This is a genomic window from Atlantibacter sp. RC6 (genome assembly GCF_014193285.1).
GTDB lineage: Bacteria > Pseudomonadota > Gammaproteobacteria > Enterobacterales > Enterobacteriaceae > Atlantibacter.
In genome coordinates, this window is sequence record NZ_JACHZE010000007.1 from 157,907 (window position 1) to 174,874 (window position 16,968).

A 16,968-nucleotide genomic window follows, 5' to 3' on the forward strand; every position below is an offset into this window, starting at 1 on the left:
GCATTGAGAGAAGTACCGCAAGGCAACAATCGCGCTTGCATCGTGAGCGCGAGAGTATATCACCATCGCTGTGAGACTGCGCACATAACCAACCCATTCAGCGTTATTTGCTAATCATTTTGAGTCCGCTACCATGGAAATGATTCCATAACGATAGAGTCAGACATTCACTATGCCGAAGAAAAACGAACTCCCCGCCAGCTTTGAGACGGCGTTGCAGGAGCTTGAGCAGATTGTCAGCCGTCTGGAAAGTGGCGCATTGCCGCTGGAAGAGGCGCTTAACGAATTCGAACGGGGCGTGCAGTTGGCGCGCCAGGGGCAGGTCAAACTGCAACAGGCGGAACAGCGGGTGCAGATCCTGCTGTCAGAAAATGAAGACGCCCCGCTCTCTCCTTTCAAACCGGATGCGGAATAAATGGATTTTCACGCCACCATGAAGGCCCAGGCGGAACGGGCCACCGACGCATTGCGCCAGTTTATTAGCGCGCTGCCGTTTCAGAACACTCCGCTGGTTGAGACCATGCACTACGGCACACTATTAGGCGGCAAGCGGTTACGCCCGTTTCTGGTGTATGCCACCGGCGAGATGTTTGGCGTCGCTCCGCAGGCGCTGGACGCGCCCGCCGCGGCTATTGAATGTATTCACGCCTATTCGCTGATGCATGACGATCTCCCGGCAATGGATGACGACGATTTACGTCGCGGCCAGCCGACCTGCCACATTAAATATGGCGAAGCGAGCGCTATTTTAGCCGGAGACGCCCTGCAAACGCTGGCGTTCTCTATACTGAGTGATGCCCCCATGCCCGGCGTGGCTTTAGCCGACCGCCTCAGCCTGGTTTCCGAGCTGGCGATGGCCAGCGGCGTGGCGGGGATGTGCGGCGGCCAGGCGCTGGATCTGGAAGCCGAAGGCAAACAGGTGTCGCTGGAGGCGCTGGAGCGCATTCACCGCCACAAAACCGGCGCGTTGATTCGTGCTGCCGTACGTATGGGTGCGCTGTGCGCCGGTGAACCGGGGCGCGATGTGCTGCCACTTCTTGATCGTTACGCAGAAAGTATCGGCCTGGCGTTCCAGGTTCAGGATGACATTCTGGATGTGGTGGGCGATACTGCCACGCTGGGTAAACGCCAGGGCGCTGACCAGCACCTGGGGAAAAGCACCTATCCTGCGCTGCTGGGCCTTGAGCAAGCCCGCGAAAAAGCACAGGCGCTGTGTGACGATGCCCTTGCCGCACTTCGGGAACTGTCGTCTAAACAGAGAGATACCCGCACACTGGAAGCGTTAGCGACTTACATCATCCAACGTGACAAATAACATAATTACCACGAGCCTCTGATGAGTTTTGATATCTCAAAGTACCCAACCCTGGCGCTGGTGGACTCGACCCAAGAGTTGCGCCTGTTGCCGAAAGAGAATCTGCCGAAGCTGTGCGACGAACTGCGTCGTTATTTGCTTGATAGCGTGAGCCGCTCCAGCGGGCATTTTGCCTCGGGGCTGGGAGCCGTTGAGTTAACGGTCGCGCTGCATTACGTCTATAACACGCCATTCGACAGACTGATCTGGGACGTGGGCCATCAGGCTTATCCGCATAAGATCCTTACCGGACGGCGCGACAAAATCGGCACCATTCGCCAGAAAGGCGGGCTGCACCCGTTCCCGTGGCGCGGCGAGAGTGAATACGACGTGTTAAGCGTCGGCCATTCGTCGACGTCGATTAGCGCCGGGATCGGCATCGCCGTGGCCGCCGCCAAGGAGAACCGAGGCCGCCGCACCGTGTGCGTGATTGGCGATGGCGCGATCACCGCCGGCATGTCTTTCGAGGCGATGAACCATGCGGGGGATATCAAACCCGACATGCTGGTGATCCTCAACGACAATGAAATGTCGATCTCGGAAAACGTCGGCGCGCTGAATAACCATCTGGCGCAACTGCTCTCCGGCAAGCTCTATTCAACGCTACGCGAAGGCGGCAAGAAAGTGCTGTCCGGCGTGCCGCCGATCAAAGAGCTGATCAAGCGCACGGAAGAACACATTAAAGGCATGGTAGTGCCGGGCACGCTGTTTGAAGAGCTGGGCTTTAACTATATCGGGCCGGTGGATGGTCACGATGTGCTGGGCCTGGTGCACACCCTGAAAAACATGCGCGATCTGAAAGGCCCGCAGTTTCTGCACATCATGACCAAGAAAGGCCGGGGTTACGAACCGGCGGAAAAAGATCCGATCACCTTCCACGCGGTGCCGAAATTCGATCCGCAAAGCGGCTGTCTGCCGAAAAGCAGCGGCGGCCTGCCAAGCTATTCCAAAATCTTTGGCGACTGGCTGTGTGAAACCGCCGCCAAAGACAGCAAGCTAATGGCCATCACCCCGGCGATGCGCGAAGGCTCTGGCATGGTGGAATTCTCACGTAAATTCCCGGACCGCTATTTCGATGTGGCGATCGCCGAGCAGCATGCGGTTACGCTGGCGGCGGGGCTGGCCATTGGCGGCTATAAGCCAATCGTGGCGATTTACTCCACCTTCCTGCAACGCGCCTATGACCAGGTGATCCACGATGTGGCGATCCAAAAACTGCCGGTGATGTTTGCCATCGACCGCGCGGGCATCGTGGGCGCGGACGGGCAAACCCACCAGGGCGCGTTTGATCTGTCGTTCCTGCGCTGCATCCCGGATATGGTGATCATGACGCCAAGCGACGAAAACGAATGCCGCCAGATGCTGTATACCGGCTATCACTACAGCGAGGGGCCGACGGCGGTGCGTTATCCGCGCGGCAACGCGGTGGGCGTAGCGTTAACCCCGCTGGCGATGCTGCCGATTGGCAAAGGCGTGGTGAAACGCCAGGGCGAGAAAATCGCGATCCTGAATTTCGGCACCCTGATGCCGGACGCCGCCGCCGTGGCGGAATCGCTGAACGCTACGCTGGTGGATATGCGCTTTGTAAAACCGCTGGATGAAGCGCTGATTCTGGAACTGGCCGCCAGCCACGACTCGCTGGTGACCATCGAAGAAAACGCCATTATGGGCGGCGCGGGCAGCGGCGTGAATGAAGTGCTGATGGCGCACCGTAAGGTGGTGCCGGTACTTAATCTCGGCCTGCCGGACTTCTTTATCCCCCAGGGCACTCAGGACGAAGCCCGCGCTGAAATTGGCCTCAACGCCGCTGGCATGGAAGCGAAAATCCGCGCCTGGCTGGGTTAAGCGCCACACCCTCCCCTTTCCTCTCCTGCTATGCTTAAAGGATGACCTTTGTTACCCGCAAGCAGGAGAGGAAGCATGCAATACAATAATTTAGGAAAAACCGATCTCAGGGTATCCCGTCTTTGCCTGGGCTGTATGACGTTTGGCGAACCGGACCGGGGCAAGCACGCCTGGACGCTACCGGAAGAGAGCAGCCGCCTGATCATCAAGCACGCCGTAGAGCAAGGCATCAACTTTTTCGACACCGCCAACAGCTATTCTGACGGCAGCAGCGAAGAGATCCTGGGCCGCGCCCTGAAAGACTTCGCCCGCCGGGATGAGGTCGTGGTCGCCACCAAAGTATTCCATCAGGTCGGCGATCTGCCGGAAGGCCTCTCCAGGGCGCAGATCCTGCGCTCTATTGACGACAGCCTGCAACGTCTGGGCATGGAGTACGTCGACCTGCTGCAAATCCACCGCTGGGATTACAACACCCCGATTGAAGAGACCCTCGACGCGCTCAATGACGTGGTGAAGTCGGGTAAGGCGCGCTATATCGGCGCGTCCTCCATGCACAGTGAGCAGTTCGCTCAGGCGCTGGCATTGCAAGATCAACATGGCTGGGCGCGCTTCGTCACCATGCAGGATCACTACAACCTGATTAACCGCGAAGAAGAACAAGGGATGCTGCCGCTGTGTCTGCGGGAAGGCGTGGCGGTGATCCCCTGGAGCCCGCTGGCGCGTGGGCGCTTAACCCGCCCGTGGGGCGAAACCACCGCGCGGCTGGTTTCCGATGAGTTCGGCAAAACGCTGTATCAACAAACCGAAGAGAACGACGCCAAAATCGCCGAGCGCGTCGCCGCCATCGCCGAGGACAAAGGCGTGTCGCGGGCCCAGGTGGCGCTGGCGTGGGTGCTAAGTAAACCGGCGATTGCTGCGCCGATTATTGGCGCGTCCCGTGAAGAGCAACTGGATGATTTGCTGGGCGCGGTGGATTTAACGCTGAGCGATATGGAAATCGCCGAGCTGGAAACGCCGTATCAGCCGCATCCGGTAGTGGGGTTTAAATAACACAGTGTCCCTCTCCTTGTGTTAAGGAGAGGGGATCTACGGCTTAACCCGTAATAAAATGGTCGTGCCCTTTGCCGGTGATTTCAACCGGCTCGCCGTCGCGGGTGAAGTGCAGTCCTTCCACATCCGCCGTGATCTGCCCGATGCAGGTAAAGGGAACGCCCAGCCTGCCCAGCGCCACGTCAATCACGCCACGGTTAAGTTCCGGCACGGTAAAGCACAGTTCATAATCTTCACCACCGGTCAGCGCGAACAGTTCAGCCTGTTCGGGGCTGACGTTTTCACGCAGCGCATCCGAGAACGGCAGCGCGTCCAGCGCCACTTTCGCGCCGCAGTCGCTGGCCTTGAGAATATGCGCCAGATCGGAGATCAACCCATCGGAGAGATCGATCGCGCTGCTGGCGATATCGCGCAGCGCCTGGCCCTGCAAAATACGCGGCGTGGGGCGTAAATGGCGCTGTAACAGATAATTCGCCTGAGTAAGATTGTTCACCGTTAAGCGCTGCTGCAACATCGCCAGGCCTGCGGCGCTGTCGCCCGGCGTACCGGTGACGTAGATCCAGTCGCCCGGTTTGGCCCCGGAGCGCTTCAGGGCGCGACCGTTCGGCACAAAGCCGTGGATACCCAGCGTCATCGAGAGCGGCCCACGGGTGGTGTCGCCGCCAATCAGCTGCATATCGTAATAATTTAATAGCTCAAACAGACTGTCGCTAAAGGCTTCCAGCCACGCTTCGTCGACGTCCGGCAGGGTTAATGCCAGCGTCAACCACGCGGGATCGGCGCCCATCGCGGCTAAATCACTGAGGTTGACCGCCAGCGCTTTGTAGCCCAAATCGCGCGGGTCGATATCCGGCAGAAAATGGATACCGCTCACCAGCGTGTCGGTGCTTATTGCCAGCGTTTGTTTTTCCGGAACCGTCAGCAGTGCGCAATCGTCACCGATACCGGTTTCCACATCACGTCGAGAGCTTCTCACGCGATCAAAATAACGGGCAATAAGGGAAAACTCGCCGCATGCCATGCGTTATGCCTCGCAGAAAAAGAGAAAGGCCGGATAAATGTCCGGCCAGAGGATTGGCTTACTTGCGATTGGGGCGGATTTGCGGAGCGGCTTTGTCCAGCACGCCGTTGACGAACTTGTGACTATCTTCAGCACCGAAGGTTTTCGCCAGCTCAATCGCTTCGTTGATAGCAACTTTATAAGGCACATCCTGACGCTTAGAAAGTTCATACAGCGCGATACGCAGTACCGCTTTCTCTACCTGGCCCAGCTCGTCGAGCATGCGCGACAGGTAGGGTTGCATCAGGCCATCGAGATACGCGCTGTTGGTCGCCACTCCGGCCAGCAGTTCACGAAAGTACAGCACGTCCACGTCTTTGACGTCCTGTTCCGCCAGGAACTGGTATTCAACATCAGCGATGTCGTTCTGGGACAACTGCCAGGAGTAAAGTGCCTGGACGGCACATTCACGGGCGCGGCGACGAGCAGCAGGTTTCACGGAATTCCCCTTAAAATCAGGCCTTGATGGCTTTCAATACATTAATCATTTCAAGCGCGGTAAGGGCTGCTTCAGCACCTTTGTTACCGGCTTTTGTGCCAGCGCGTTCGATGGCTTGTTCAATACTTTCAGTGGTGAGTACGCCGAACGCTACCGGGATTTCGCTCTCCTGGGCAACGTGCGCCAGGCCGTTGCTGGCACCACCGGCAACGTATTCGAAGTGCGCGGTACCGCCACGGATCACCGTACCCAGCGCGATCACCGCATCGTATTTGCCGGTTTTCGCCAGTGCGCCCGCCGCCAGCGGCAGTTCATAAGCGCCAGGAACCCAAACCACGGTGATGTTTTCATCTTTAACCTGGCCGATACGCTTCAGCGCGTCGATAGCGCCTTCCAGCAGGCTGTCGTTGATGAAGTTGTTAAAACGCGCGATGGTGATGGCGACGCGAGCGTCCGGGGTAGCAACAGTAGCTTCGATAACGTTCATACTCTTCCTTAACGGGTTCATTTGTGGCCCCGCAGGGGGGCGGATTCTATCATGTTTTTTTATGGGCTGCTTACGTTTTAAAACTCAGCGTTATTGCAGCGTCAGCCGGAGACACAAATCCGGGCCAACCGGACGTATCTCGCTGAATTTAAATGCGGGCGCATCCGCCAGCTTTTCAAGGCCAGGCAGAGCAAATAAACCGCGCGCGTCGCTGCCTAACAGCTTCGGCGCGATATACAGCACAATTTCGTCCACCACGCCCGCCTGTAACAGCGCGCCGGAGAGTTCGGCACCCGCTTCCACCCAAATGGTGTTCACCTGGCGTTTGCCTAGCTGCATCATCAACACCACCAGATCCAGATGGCCGTTGTGCTCCGGCACCGGCAGTTGGGTTACGCCTTGCGGCCATTGCGCATCGTCAGGACGCGTGCGCGCCAGCCAGGTTTCGCCGGGCTGATGGATAATTTTATGCTCAGGCGTCACCCGGTTTTGCGAGTCGATCACGATGCGGGTCGGCATCCGCAGTTGGTCTTCGGGATACAGCGCCTGGGTGTCGGCGTCTAATTCATTCCAGCGCACGGTGAGCGAGGGGTTATCCGCCAGCACCGTGGCGCTACTGGTAAGGATAGCGCTACTTTGCGACCGGAAGCGCTGCACGTCGCGACGCGATTCGGCAGAGGTGATCCACTGGCTTTCGCCGCTGGCCATGGCGGTGCGACCGTCTAACGACGCGCCGAGCTTAAGCTGCACAAACGGGAAGCCGGTGCGCATCCGCTTCAAAAAGCCTTTATTCAGGGCTTCGGCTTCATTCATCATCAGGCCGTGGCTGACTTCGATGCCTTCCTGCTTCAGACGATACAACCCGCGCCCGGCAACCTGCGGATTCGGGTCCTGCATCGCGGCGACCACGCGGCTCACGCCCGCAGCGATTAACGCCTCGCAGCACGGCGGCGTGCGGCCATGATGGCTGCACGGTTCCAGAGTGACATAGGCGGTGGCGCCTCGGGCTTTTTCGCCCGCCATGCGCAGCGCATGCACTTCAGCGTGGGGTTCCCCGGCGCGATAGTGAAAACCTTCGCCCACCACCTCGCCGTCGCGCGCAATCACGCAGCCGACGTTGGGATTAGGGGAAGTAGTAAAACGACCGCGCTGCGCCAGTTTCAGCGCCCGCGCCATGAAAATCTCATCCTGCATCGGGCTTAATCCTGCAAGCGGGCGATCTCTTCGCCAAATTCACGGATGTCTTCGAAACTGCGATACACAGAGGCGAAGCGAATGTAGGCGACCTTATCGAGCTTTTTCAGCTGCTCCATGACCAGGTTGCCGATCATTTTGCTGGGGACTTCACGCTCCCCGGTGGCGCGTAACTGCGATTTGATGTGATTAATCGCCATTTCAACGTCGTCGGCGCTGACCGGGCGCTTCTCCAGCGCTTTCTGAAAACCGCTTCTCAGTTTATCTTCGTTAAACGGCTCACGGACGTCATTGCTTTTTATCACGCGGGGCATCACCAGTTCCGCCACTTCAAAGGTGGTGAAGCGTTCATGGCACACCAGGCACTGACGGCGACGGCGCACCGACGAGCCTTCTCCCACCAGCCGAGAGTCAATGACTTTGGTATCCACAGCGAAACAGAATGGGCAATGCATAGCGAGTCCTGACAGAAGATTTAACTGAGGGTTAGTGTAACCTGAACTCGCAGTACTACAAAGATGAAGCGCTTTTGAGACAAGGGATGAAGGAATTTTTATGCGTGCGCGCTAGCATTAATGCAATAAAAACACACAGGATTGTCACAATGAGAACCGCTTACACATCTTTGTTCCTCGTTACGCCGTTATTGCTCGCCGCCTGCGCACCGCAAAGTGAAGTCCGCCAGATGCATAACAGCGTCAGCACGCTCAATAAAGAGATGGGCAAACTGCAGCAGGAGACCATTAAGATCACCCAGCAAAACGCCCTGAACGCGCGTTCGCAAAGCGGCGTCTATTTATTACCCGGCGCCAATACCCCGGCGCGGTTGAATAGCCAGTTGGGGATGATGAAAATGTCGCTGGCGAATGTGGCGGCGGATGCCAACGGAACCCTCGCCACGCTGCGCATCCAGGGTGAATCCACGACACCGTTCCCGGCGTTTACCGGAACCATCGAGTGGGGCCAGTTACAGGGAACGACGGAAAACTATCAGGAAGTTAACGTCCAGAACCAACAGTTCAGCGCGCCCGCCAGCATCCTGGCACCGAGCGATGTCTCGATTCCCGTCAAGCTAAACGGGATTACCCCTGATCAACTGGGCTTTGTGCGTATTCACGACATCCAGCCGCTGCAAGCTCCCGCCATGCAATAACTCACGGGCCGGATCGCCCCGGCCTTGTTACTTTTTTCACATTTAAAACCGCTTTTTATTATTCATCAAGCCGATGTTCGGATAGAATCCATTGCCCAATGTGTATAAACGTGAACGCAATCGTTTACGCATAAAGCAAGAATGTGAAACAACACATATTTTTGTGAGCAATGATTTCTATAATAGTGACCAGAATAACACCTCCCGTTCAGGCCGTTGGGAGAGCACGACTTACCTTATCTCCCGTTGGGGATTTCATCTAAAAGTGGCAATAACCATGAAAAAAATTGTTTTAGCTGCCGGTGCGGCACTGGCGCTTTCCGCTTCTTTCTCTTCCAGCGCGGAAGAAACCAATAAACCTGAATACCTGTCTGACTGGTGGCACCAGAGCGTCAACGTGGTGGGCAGCTACCACACCCGTTTCGGACCGCAGCTGCGTAACGACACCTATCTCGAATACGAAGCTTTCGCCAAAAAAGACTGGTTTGATTTCTACGGCTACGTGGATGCGCCGCGCTTCTTCGGCGGCGACAGCAATGCGCGTGGTATCTGGAACCACGGCTCTCCGCTGTTTATGGAGATCGAGCCGCGCTTCTCTATCGACAAACTGACCGGCACCAGCCTGGCGTTTGGTCCGTTTAAAGAGTGGTATTTCGCTAACAACTATATCTACGATATGGGCCGCAACGCCTCTGGCCGCCAGAGCACCTGGTATATGGGTCTGGGCACCGATATCGACACCGGCCTGCCGATGAGCCTGTCCATGAACGTGTATGCTAAATACCAGTGGCAGAACTATGGCGCGGCGAACGAAAACGAGTGGGACGGCTACCGTTTCAAAGTGAAATACTTTGTGCCGATCACCCCGCTGTGGGGCGGCAACCTGAACTATATCGGCTTCACCAACTTTGACTGGGGTTCCGAACTGGGCGACAAAGATTTCCGCGACCTGAACGGCAATAAAGCCCGTACCAACAACTCGATCGCTTCCAGCCACATCCTGTCGCTGAACTACGATCACTTCCATTATGCGGTGGTTGCGCGTTACTGGCACAACGGCGGCCAGTGGGCGGATGACGCGGAGCTGAACTTCGGCAACGGTCCGTTCAACGTGAAATCCACCGGCTGGGGTGGCTACCTGGTGGTAGGTTATAACTTCTAAGTTGTTACGCCGGTCATGCTATGACCGGCGTTTCTTTCACTCTACGCAGCGTAACGCCAGCCTTTGATCCAGCAGCCACGGGCGCAAATACCCCACGGTATTGGATAACGGTAAAACGTCCTCAGAAAGCTTAATCCCCAGCTCGCGTTGAATATAATCACGCCGTGCGACAATGCGCGCCCACATAGCCGGGTAATCCCTTGCCAACGCTTCACGTAGCGCCGCATCGGCAAGCGCCACGGTATCTTCAATGCTGGCTCCGGCATACCCTGCCCGTGACGGAATGATATCGATTTGCAGCAGCATCCCGCTGGCTAAGGGGATGACGGAATCAGGCATTATCGGCGAACACATCCACTCTTCATCCGCCACGAGATGGCCGGGATTCAGGTGCCAGTGATACTCGTTTTTCGGCAGCAGGGTTTCGATCAGCTGGTAAATTTCCCCGCCGGTGACCCCGACGCGCATTTCTTCAAGCCAGCCCACCACCGCGCGGTAGTAAGGGATCGCCACCACGTCGAGATAATCCGCCACTGCCGGATTGAGCTCGGTTTCATTCGCCACCACATACGCGGCGCGGCTGCTTAGCCCGCCTTTATAGCTGGTGGTTAACGAGAACTTATCCCCGCGCTGAATCACCTTATCGCCTGGATAAAGGTTGGCATTGGCGAAGCGATCGCCGGTAGCGGCAATCATAATCACGTTATTAGCCTGCCCTTCCGCCGCCAGCAACGCCCCGATCTGTTTTTCAGTTTTACCCGGTTCGATAGCGTTGAGCGCCCGAAGGATGGCCGTTGAGGCAAGGTTTGCGCCGTACTCGTAGTGCGCCAGCTCATTGGCATTGTTGATGATGCGCGCCCCGTTGGCCGGGGAGATAAACACGCCGGTGGCGTTAACCAGCACGCAACCGGATGGCACCGCTGCGCGCAGCGAATCCAGAATAAACGCCGGCACATCGAATAGCTGAGTATTGTCATCATGCTCGCTGGTAAACAGCTTCCAGCCCGCCACACCGATGCGTTTTTTACCCGCCAGGCCCGCTAAACGCAGCGTGTCCGGCAGCGAAACCGCGTTAGTCATCGGCTGATTGGGCAATGAGAACCACGGCGCATGCACCACGCGGTTTTCCAGCCGGGCGTGGGCCGCCAGCTTGAGGTTTTCATTACCCAGTACCAGCACCGCCTCGCCATCCTGATGCAGCACCAGCAGCGCCTCTTCAAAGCGCGGGATAAACCCGGTCAGGTATTCGAAATTCGCTCCGTGCTCTTTATCGGCATAGACAATCAACGTTTCCAGCGACAGTTGCGCCATACGCTCCAGCACCCGGTCCTTGCGTTTTTTCAGCGTGGCATCCGTCAGGGTTACAGACGGTACGGCCTGCCAGCAGTCCGGCTGGGGAACAGGTTTGACAACGATGCGGCGGGGTTTAGTCATGGCAAATCGCTCCTTGTCATCAGGTGTTATGATCCTGGCCGATCCACAGTAAACATTGCGCCGCCAACAGGCAAAAAAAATCCCGGCCAGTTGGCCGGGATTGTATTTACGCTTTGCGCATTAAGGCAGAATCGAAGGCTGATCGGCGCCCTCTTTCTCCACTTTCTGCTGGATAAGATGCTCGCGCTTCATACCCAGTTTCAACGCCAGTGCGGACGCCACATAGATCGACGACGCGGTACCGATGGAAACACCGATCAGCATGGTCAGGGAGAAGCCCTGCAGCATGGTGCCGCCAAACAGATACAGCATCAGGATCACCACCAGGGTGGTACCGGAGGTGATCAAGGTACGGTGCAGCGTCTGGGTCAATGACACGTTAAAGATTTCGTAAGGCGTCCCGCGACGGATCTTGCGGAAGTTTTCACGAATACGGTCAGATACCACGATGCTGTCGTTCAGCGAGTAGCCGATAACCGACATCAGCGACGCCACAATCGTCAGGTCCACTTCGATATGGAACAGCGACAGTACGCCCATGGTGATCACCACGTCGTGCGCCAGCGCGATAACCACGCCCGCTGCCAGACGCCACTCAAAGCGGAACCCGACGTACACGAGAATGGAGAGCAGCGCCACCAACAGCGCCATTGCGCCGGTTTGCGCCAGTTCCGCGCCCACGCTCGGGCCGACGAACTCAATACGCTTCACCACGGCATTCTGGCTGGTGGCGTCGTTAATCACGCTCACCACTTTGCTACCCAGAACCTGGCCACCGGTTGCGCCTTCCGCCGGCGGCATACGCACCATAATGTCGCGGCTGCTGCCGAAGTTTTGCAGCAGCGGATCTTCAAAGCCCGCTTTCACCAGCGATTCACGCATCAGATCCATATCCGCTGGTTTTTCCAGCGAAATTTCAATGACCGTACCGCCGGTGAAATCGAGACCCCAGTTAAAGCCTTTTACGCCAATGATAATAATCGAGGCGATAAGCAGCAGACCTGAGATGCCGAAGGCCCAGTAATCCCAGCGCATAAAGTCATAGACTCTACGGCCATGGTTCAATTGTTCAACAGTATAATCCTGTGCCACAACGCACTCCTCAAATAGACAGCTTCTTGATGCGTTTGCCGCCGTACAGCAGGTTCACGATGGCACGAGTACCGACGATCGCGGTAAACATGGAAGTCGCCACGCCAATGCCGGTGGTAATTGCAAAGCCTTTAATCGCCCCGGTACCCACTGCGTACAGGATCAGCACCTTAATCAGCGTGGTCACGTTGGCATCAAAGATGGAACTGAACGCGCCTTTATAGCCTTCGTCGATCGCCTGCTGCACTGAACGCCCGTTGCTCAACTCTTCTTTGATACGTTCGTTGATCAGTACGTTGGCGTCCACCGCCACCGCAAGGGTTAACACGATCCCCGCAATACCCGGCATGGTGAGCGTTGCCCCCGGCAACAGCGACATAATCCCGACAATCAGCACCAGGTTGGCGATCAGCGCCGTAGTGGCAATCAGACCAAACTTCTTATAGAAGACGATCATAAACAGAATGGAGACCGCCAGGCCCGCCAGACAGGCTTCCAGACCTTGGGTAATATTCTGCATACCCAGCGTTGGGCCGATGGTGCGTTCTTCAACAATCTGAATCGGCGCAATCAACGCACCGGCACGCAGCAGCAGCGACAGCTGGCGCGCTTCGTTCGGGTTGTTGATGCCGGTGATGCGGAAGCTGTTGCCCAGACGCGACTGAATATTCGCCACGTTGATGACTTCTTCCTGCTTAGCCAGAATCGCACGACCGTTGGCGTCTTTTTTACCGCTGTCTTTATATTCCACAAACAGGGTCGCCATCGGCTTACCGATATTGTCCTTGGTGAAATTCGACATGATGTTACCGCCCGCGCTATCCAGTGAAATGTTCACCTGCGGTTGGTTGTATTCATCGGTGCTGGACGTGGAGTCGGTGATATGGTCGCCGGTTAAGATCACGCGTTTGAACAGCACAACCGGCTGCCCTTCACGGGTTTGCTTCACTTCGGAGTCGCCCGGAACGCGGCCAGCCGCCGCAGCGGATGGATCGACGTTGGTATTGACCAGACGGAATTCCAGCGTCGCGGTCGCGCCCAGAATCTCTTTAGCGCGCGCCGTGTCCTGGATACCCGGCAGCTCGACCACGATACGGTCAGCGCCCTGGCGTTGAACCAGCGGTTCCGCCACGCCCAGTTGGTTTACACGGTTACGCAGAATGTTGATGTTCTGCTGTACCGCGTACTCACGCGCTTCTTTCAGACGTTCGTCGGTCATGACCGCACGCAGCGCGTTATCGCCCTGGCTGGAGATCACCAGATCGCGATGGCGCGGCGAGAGATAAGAAATCGCTTCATTGCGGGCATTGCTGTCGCGAAAGACGATATTCAAACCGTAATTATCGGCTTTACGCACGTTGGTGTACGCGATGCCTTTTTCACGCAGGTCGCTACGCAGGCTGTCCATGTTCTGCTCCTGGAGCTTGCCCAGCGCAGTATCCATATCCACTTCCATCAGGAAGTGAACGCCGCCGCGCAGGTCGAGACCCAGCTTCATCGGCTCAGCATTAATCGACGTTAACCAGCGCGGGGTTGCCGGCGCGAGGTTAAGCGCGACTACATAGTTATCACCCAGAACTTCCATCAGCGCTTCACGCGCGCGTAGCTGGGTGTCCGTGGAATCGAAGCGCGCAAGAATACTGCCTTGCTCCAGCGCTACAGACTTCGCGGTAATTTTTTGTTGATTTAAGGTGTTCTGGACCTGATTCAGCGTTTGCTCACTGGCGGCGACGCCGCGCGCGCCAGTGATCTGAACAGCCGGATCCTCACCATACAGGTTGGGAAGGGCATAAAGCAGGCCGACGACAATAACGACGACCAGCATGATGTACTTCCACAAAGGATAACGGTTTAACACGGCAGTTCCCTTTGGGAAAACGAAAGATTACAGCGCCTTCATGGTGCCTTTCGGCAGGACGGCTGCGACGAAGTCACGCTTGATGACCACTTCAGTGGTGTCGTTCAGTGCGATAGCGATGTAGCCGCTTTCCGCTACTTTCGTCACGCGACCAACCAGACCGCCGTTAGTCAGCACTTCATCACCCTTGGCGATGGAGTCCATCAGCTTTTTATGCTCTTTGGTGCGCTTTTGCTGCGGACGCAGGATCATGAAATAGAAAATCAGACCAAACACCACCAGCATCAGAATCAGTGACATCGGGCTACCCTGCGCCGGAGCACCTGTTGCCGCTACCGCATCAGAAATGAAAAAGCTCATTAAAATTCCCTCATTATTTAATTAATCAACATTCAAAGGTGGAACCGGTCTATCCTGGCGTTGGTAAAAATCCGCAACGAAGTGCTCTAATTTACCCTCTTCGATAGCCTTGCGTAAACCAGCCATTAAGCGCTGATAGTAGCGAAGATTATGAATGGTATTGAGCCGCGCACCCAGTATTTCGTTGCAACGATCGAGATGATGCAAGTAAGCACGTGAATAATTGCGACAGGTGTAGCAATCGCACTCTTCATCCAGCGGCGATGTGTCGCTTTTGTGCTTCGCATTGCGGATCTTCACGACGCCATTAGTGACGAAAAGGTGACCGTTACGGGCGTTACGCGTAGGCATAACGCAGTCGAACATATCGATGCCGCGACGCACCCCTTCCACCAGATCTTCCGGTTTACCTACGCCCATCAGGTATCGTGGTTTATCTGCCGGGATCTGCGGGCAAACGTGCTCGAGGATGCGATGCATGTCCTCTTTCGGCTCGCCCACAGCCAAACCGCCGACAGCGTAGCCATCAAAGCCAATCTCTACTAGCCCTTTGACGGAGATATCACGTAAATCTTCGTAAACACTGCCCTGGATAATCCCGAACAGCGCGTTTTTATTGCCAAGCGAATCAAAGCGATCGCGGCTGCGTTTCGCCCAGCGCAGTGACATTTCCATCGAGCGTTTGGCGTAATCCCAGTCGGCCGGGTACGGCGTACATTCATCGAAAATCATCACGATGTCGGAACCGAGATCGTACTGAATTTCCATAGATTTTTCCGGGTCGAGGAAAATCGGATCGCCATTAATCGGGTTGCGGAAGTGCACGCCCTGCTCGGTGATTTTGCGAATATCACCAAGGCTAAAGACCTGAAAGCCGCCGGAATCGGTCAGGATCGGCCCTTTCCACTGCATAAAATCATGCAGATCGCCGTGCAGCTTCATGATTTCCTGGCCAGGACGCAGCCACAGGTGGAAGGTATTGCCTAAGATAATCTGCGCGCCGGTGGCTTCGACTTCTTCCGGCGTCATGCCTTTAACGGTGCCGTAGGTGCCGACGGGCATAAACGCAGGCGTTTCAACCACGCCGCGCTCAAACACCAGCCGACCGCGACGGGCGCGACCATCGGTGGTCTGTAATTCAAAGTTCATGTTTTCTCCTGCATCAGAGAGACAGTCTGATGATTATGCTTACAGCGTGGAGTGAGCCCCGCGCTGAAAATCAATAACGCCCGGTTAAGGCGTTATTTGGTCATGGTTTTATTGGTCCTGGCCGATTTGCTCAGTCATCGCCGACGGATTGTACGTGATAAACATCGCATCTCCGTAACTAAAAAAGCGATACTGCGCGCTTACCGCCTGTTGGTAAGCGTTCATGGTGTGGCGATACCCGGCAAAGGCCGACACCAGCATGATCAGCGTGGATTCCGGCAGGTGGAAATTGGTCACCAGCGCGTCGATGACTTTGTACTGATAGCCCGGATAGATAAAAATTTGGGTATCGTCGAAGAAGGGTTCGATCAGATCGTTTTTCGCCGCCTGCGCCGCGCTTTCCAGCGAGCGTACCGAGGTGGTGCCCACCGCGATCACCCGGTTGCCGCGTGCTTTACAGGCCAGCACCGCATCCACCACATCCTGCGGCACTTCGGCATATTCAGAGTGCATGATGTGATCTTCGATGCTGTCGACGCGCACCGGCTGGAACGTCCCTGCGCCGACGTGCAGGGTGACAAACGCCATCTCCACGCCCTTCTGACGCAGTTTTTCCAACAGCGGTTCATCGAAATGCAGCCCGGCAGTGGGTGCGGCGACCGCGCCCGGTTTGGCGCTGTACACCGTCTGGTACAGTTCGCGGTCGGACTCTTCATCCGGGCGGTCGATGTACGGCGGCAGCGGCATATGGCCGATGTCGTTCAGGATATCCAGCACCGGACGCGCATCATTAAATTCAATTTCGAACAGCGCGTCGTGGCGCGCCGTCATGGTGGCGTTGACGCTTTCGTCTTCCCCCAACAGCAGCTCCGCGCCCGGCTTCGGCGCTTTCGAGGCGCGCACGTGGGCCAGTACGCGCTTGTCATCCAGCATGCGCTCCACCAGCACTTCAATCTTGCCGCCGCTGGCCTTACGGCCAAACATCCGCGCCGGGATCACCCGGGTATTATTGAATACCAGCAGATCGCCCGGGTTGAGCTTTTCCAGCAGATCGGTAAAAGTGCCATGCGTCAGCGCGCCGCTTGGGCCGTCAAGAGACAGCAAACGGCAGGAACTCCGGCCTGGCAGCGGATAATGAGCAATTAAAGATTCAGGTAATTCAAAAGAAAAATCGGCAACGCGCATGGCAATTCACACTAAAACGTAGAGCCTGCTTAACAGGGGTTTTTGTCAAAGCCCGGCGAGTTTTGCGCGCTAACAGGCGCTATTGCTCACCAGCAAGTAAAATGGTCTGTTAATCCAGCTCGAAAAAACAGGCGCTATAGTCTAGT

The 16,968-nt window shown here is 56.5% G+C and carries 17 protein-coding genes; 6 read left to right on the top strand and 11 right to left on the bottom strand.

The features are described from left to right. The first annotated feature begins 172 nt into the window (after positions 1–172). The 4 genes from xseB to FHW74_RS16275 all read left to right on the top strand — a co-directional run bounded on the left by xseB (position 173) and on the right by FHW74_RS16275 (position 4,249). Complete coding sequence (gene xseB / locus FHW74_RS16260) at positions 173–415, top strand: exodeoxyribonuclease VII small subunit (protein ID WP_125294048.1); 243 nt, start codon at positions 173–175, stop codon at positions 413–415. Beyond that, a complete protein-coding gene (ispA, locus tag FHW74_RS16265; RefSeq protein ID WP_183171418.1) occupies positions 416–1,315 on the top strand; it encodes a (2E,6E)-farnesyl diphosphate synthase in 900 nt (299 codons plus the stop codon). A 21-nt stretch (positions 1,316–1,336) separates the two neighbouring features. Continuing rightward, positions 1,337–3,199 (top strand): 1-deoxy-D-xylulose-5-phosphate synthase, encoded by a 1,863-nt coding sequence (gene dxs, locus FHW74_RS16270; protein ID WP_183171419.1) that lies wholly within the window; start codon positions 1,337–1,339, stop codon positions 3,197–3,199. A gap of 75 nt (positions 3,200–3,274) precedes the next feature. After that, on the top strand, positions 3,275–4,249 hold the full coding sequence (locus FHW74_RS16275; RefSeq protein WP_183171420.1) for an aldo/keto reductase: 975 nt from the start codon (positions 3,275–3,277) through the stop codon (positions 4,247–4,249). A 43-nt stretch (positions 4,250–4,292) separates the two neighbouring features. Here FHW74_RS16275 and thiL read toward each other — a convergent pair whose 3' ends face one another. The 5 genes from thiL to nrdR all read right to left on the bottom strand — a co-directional run bounded on the left by thiL (position 4,293) and on the right by nrdR (position 7,884). Then, the gene (gene thiL / locus FHW74_RS16280; protein ID WP_183171421.1) at positions 4,293–5,270 is read right to left on the bottom strand and encodes a thiamine-phosphate kinase; all 978 of its coding nucleotides are present in this window, start codon (positions 5,268–5,270) and stop codon (positions 4,293–4,295) included. A 58-nt stretch (positions 5,271–5,328) separates the two neighbouring features. Then, positions 5,329–5,748 carry a transcription antitermination factor NusB gene (gene nusB, locus FHW74_RS16285; protein ID WP_183171422.1) on the bottom strand — a complete coding sequence of 140 codons (420 nt, stop codon included), beginning with the start codon at positions 5,746–5,748 and terminating at the stop codon, positions 5,329–5,331. Between the two features lie 16 nt (positions 5,749–5,764). Continuing rightward, the gene (ribE, locus tag FHW74_RS16290) at positions 5,765–6,235 is read right to left on the bottom strand and encodes a 6,7-dimethyl-8-ribityllumazine synthase (RefSeq protein WP_183171423.1); all 471 of its coding nucleotides are present in this window, start codon (positions 6,233–6,235) and stop codon (positions 5,765–5,767) included. A gap of 90 nt (positions 6,236–6,325) precedes the next feature. Next, positions 6,326–7,429, bottom strand: coding sequence for a bifunctional diaminohydroxyphosphoribosylaminopyrimidine deaminase/5-amino-6-(5-phosphoribosylamino)uracil reductase RibD (ribD, locus tag FHW74_RS16295; protein ID WP_183171424.1), 1,104 nt, complete (start codon positions 7,427–7,429; stop codon positions 6,326–6,328). Between the two features lie 5 nt (positions 7,430–7,434). Next, a complete protein-coding gene (nrdR, locus tag FHW74_RS16300) occupies positions 7,435–7,884 on the bottom strand; it encodes a transcriptional regulator NrdR (RefSeq protein WP_183171425.1) in 450 nt (149 codons plus the stop codon). Between the two features lie 149 nt (positions 7,885–8,033). Between nrdR and FHW74_RS16305 the strand changes: the two genes are divergently transcribed. Both FHW74_RS16305 and FHW74_RS16310 read left to right on the top strand, forming a co-directional pair. Further along, positions 8,034–8,582, top strand: coding sequence for a DUF3251 domain-containing protein (locus FHW74_RS16305; RefSeq protein ID WP_183171426.1), 549 nt, complete (start codon positions 8,034–8,036; stop codon positions 8,580–8,582). Positions 8,583–8,859: 277 nt separating this feature from the next. After that, positions 8,860–9,744 (top strand): nucleoside-specific channel-forming protein Tsx, encoded by an 885-nt coding sequence (locus tag FHW74_RS16310; RefSeq protein WP_183171427.1) that lies wholly within the window; start codon positions 8,860–8,862, stop codon positions 9,742–9,744. Positions 9,745–9,780: 36 nt separating this feature from the next. On the opposite strand, the gene FHW74_RS16315 is transcribed toward FHW74_RS16310, so the two are convergent. The 6 genes from FHW74_RS16315 to queA form a co-directional block, all read right to left on the bottom strand. Further along, positions 9,781–11,178, bottom strand: coding sequence for a Xaa-Pro peptidase family protein (locus FHW74_RS16315; RefSeq protein ID WP_183171428.1), 1,398 nt, complete (start codon positions 11,176–11,178; stop codon positions 9,781–9,783). 120 nt (positions 11,179–11,298) lie between these two features. Then, a complete protein-coding gene (gene secF / locus FHW74_RS16320; RefSeq protein ID WP_183171429.1) occupies positions 11,299–12,270 on the bottom strand; it encodes a protein translocase subunit SecF in 972 nt (323 codons plus the stop codon). A 10-nt stretch (positions 12,271–12,280) separates the two neighbouring features. After that, the gene (gene secD / locus FHW74_RS16325; protein ID WP_183171430.1) at positions 12,281–14,128 is read right to left on the bottom strand and encodes a protein translocase subunit SecD; all 1,848 of its coding nucleotides are present in this window, start codon (positions 14,126–14,128) and stop codon (positions 12,281–12,283) included. A gap of 27 nt (positions 14,129–14,155) precedes the next feature. Next, positions 14,156–14,488 (bottom strand): preprotein translocase subunit YajC, encoded by a 333-nt coding sequence (gene yajC / locus FHW74_RS16330; RefSeq protein ID WP_000007630.1) that lies wholly within the window; start codon positions 14,486–14,488, stop codon positions 14,156–14,158. Between the two features lie 21 nt (positions 14,489–14,509). Beyond that, complete coding sequence (gene tgt / locus FHW74_RS16335) at positions 14,510–15,637, bottom strand: tRNA guanosine(34) transglycosylase Tgt (RefSeq protein WP_144130074.1); 1,128 nt, start codon at positions 15,635–15,637, stop codon at positions 14,510–14,512. Between the two features lie 108 nt (positions 15,638–15,745). Then, positions 15,746–16,822, bottom strand: a complete 1,077-nt coding sequence (gene queA, locus FHW74_RS16340) for a tRNA preQ1(34) S-adenosylmethionine ribosyltransferase-isomerase QueA (protein WP_183171431.1) — start codon at positions 16,820–16,822, stop codon at positions 15,746–15,748. Positions 16,823–16,968: the final 146 nt, after the last annotated feature.